This is a genomic window from Nonomuraea sp. B19D2, from assembly GCF_040137845.1.
Taxonomy (GTDB): domain Bacteria; phylum Actinomycetota; class Actinomycetes; order Streptosporangiales; family Streptosporangiaceae; genus Nonomuraea.
In genome coordinates this window covers 1-2,539 of record NZ_JBEFAK010000122.1, presented here as the reverse complement: position 1 = coordinate 2,539, position 2,539 = coordinate 1, and the positions used below count along the sequence as shown (strand labels likewise).

The following is a 2,539-nucleotide window of genomic DNA, read 5'->3' as shown; positions in this document are numbered from 1 at the left end:
GGTGCGTTCTGAGGGGTGCGACACGAAGTCGCGCATATCGAGTGAACTCGCAGATTGGAGGCCGGTCATGCCGGATGCGTAGTTCCTGATCAGTGTTCGAGATTAGTCCCCGCCCCGACGTGCGTCGGTGGGTCTTGCTCACCGGGGTGCGAAGCTCGGGGAAGACGCCCAAGGGCCCCTGTTCCGTCTGGGGGAGCAACCGGGCAAGGGGAAGACCGGACGGGTGAACGCGAGTGAACCCTTCGATGAGGCCTCGTCAGAGAGAGCCCTGGGCGACGGGATGAGGACCAGGGTGGTAGGGCCTGGCCGCTGGAAGAGGCGGCAAGCGACGTCCAGTCCCACTTTGCTGGGCGTGTGAACACCGCTGGCCTCGGGGTTTAGAAGGGCATCCTCCCCGGTCGCATCTCGTGTGCGCGGAACGTGGAAACCCCGTCGAGGTCCAGACCGTCTGTGGTGGTCTGGTAGGCCGATCGCAAGAGGGGCGGAACTCCTCGGCGGGACAGGATGCCCAAGAAGCGGATGCCGGTGGCCGAAAGGCAACGGGACCTGCGACGGTATGGCTGCTTTTCCAGGCAGTCCGTTGCGGGGAACCGGCCGGATGCCGGACATAGCGTCCGGGCCCGAAAGGGCGCTGACGTGGGCAGGTGAGCCTTTGAACGCCGAGGCCGAGAGCCTTTCGAACCGAGGGGCAAGTTGGACACCATTACGGTGAACGGACCCGAGGGCATTCTCGACTGGGACACCATCGACTGGCGGACCCATGAGCAGAACGTAGTGAGGCTGCGGCGCAGGATCTTCAAGGCGACGCGGGAAGGGGACTGGGCCACGGTCCGGTCCTTGCAGAAGATGATGCTGAGGTCCTGGTCGAACACGCTGGTCAGCGTCCGCCAGGTCACCCAGCGCAATACCGGGCGCCGGACGGCCGGGATCGACGGTGAGGTCGCTTTGACCTCGCAGGCCAGGGCGGAGGCAGCGGTGCACGTGCACCGAACCCGAGCGTCCTGGGATCCGCTGCCGGTCCGGCGCGTGCACATTCCCAAGGCCAAGGGAAAGCTCCGCCCGCTCGGCATTCCAGTGATCATGGACCGGTGTCACCAGGCACGGGTCCGTCACGCATTGGAGCCGGAATGGGAAGCCCGGTTCGAGCCCAGGTCGTATGGGTTCAGGCCGGGCCGAAGCTGCGCTGATGCGATCGACACCTTGTTCGTCACCCTTCGCGGCCCTCGGGCCAACCGGGTGTGGATCTTAGATGCCGATCTGTCGGCCGCGTTCGACAACATCAACCACGAACAGCTCCTCGACGCGCTCGGCGGGTTCCCCGCCAGGGACCTCATCGCGCGCTGGCTGAAGGCCGGGGTGATCGAGGGCGAGATGTTCACGCCCACCGACGAGGGCTCGCCCCAAGGCGGCGTGATCAGCCCGTTGTTGATGAACGTGGCACTCCATGGGCTGGAGGAGGCCGCAGGCGTCCGTTACCGCATGACCGGTGTGACGGCCGGTCGGGCGCGGGAGGGGACTCCGGTTCTGGTGAGGTATGCCGATGACCTGGTGGTCTGCTGTTACTCCGAGCAGGAAGCCTACCGGGTCAAGCAGCGGCTGGCCCAGTGGCTGGAGCCGCGAGGACTGGTCTTCAACGAGGACAAGACGAAGGTCATCCACGCCGGCGAAGGCTTTGACTTCCTGGGTTTCAGCGTTCGCCGCTACTCCAACGGCAAGCTGCTGATCAAACCAAGCCGGGACGCGGTCAAGCGTATTCGCAAGAGGCTCACCGACGAGACGCGCAGGATGCGGGGCTCCTCGGTGAGGGAGCTGATCTCCAGGCTCAACCCCATCATCCGGGGCTGGGCCGCCTACTACCGGGGTGTGGTGGCCGCTCAGATCTTCAACGAGCTGGACCACCACGTGTGGTGGCTCACCTGGCGGTGGGCCGTCCACCAACATCCCAACAAGTCGAAGAAGTGGATCAAACGCCGCTACTTCGGCAAGCACAACCGGTTCCGGGACGACCACTGGGTGTTCGGCGAACAGGTCGGCGATCACGCCCGTTACCTGGTCAAGTTCTCCTGGACACCGATCGTCCGGCACCAGCTCGTCCGGCCCGGAGCGTCCCCCGACGACCCAGACCTGATCGAATACTGGGCCAAGCGGCGCAGAAAGGTCACGCCCCCACTGGACGACTACAACCTCGCCTTGCTGACCAAGCAGGACGGGCGTTGCCCGCTCTGCGGGGAGCATCTTCTGACCGCCGACCAGCCGCCACAGTCCCCGAACCAGTGGGAACGCTGGTGGCTGGGTGTTGCTCGGCGGGCGATTGCCGCCGACTACCTCACCCACGAGCGGCACGGCACGCCGGACGGTAAGCGAACACGCATGGTGCACACCTCCTGCTACCGCAGCCTCCGGGCACGCAACCGCAGGAGACCGGCCACATTCTCACCCGCCGAGCCCTCGGGGCTTGCTTGAGCCGTGGTGCGGGGAAAGCCCGCTCGCCCGGTTCTGAGGGGGCGGCGGCACGGCAACGTGCCGCCGCTACCCGACA

The 2,539-nt window shown here is 66.0% G+C and carries 1 protein-coding gene; it reads left to right on the top strand.

Going from position 1 to position 2,539, the window contains the following annotated elements; genetic code table 11:
- The first annotated feature begins 708 nt into the window (after positions 1-708).
- Positions 709-2,463 (top strand): group II intron reverse transcriptase/maturase, encoded by a 1,755-nt coding sequence (gene ltrA, locus ABN273_RS59005; RefSeq protein ID WP_349458555.1) that lies wholly within the window; start codon positions 709-711, stop codon positions 2,461-2,463.
- Positions 2,464-2,539: the final 76 nt, after the last annotated feature.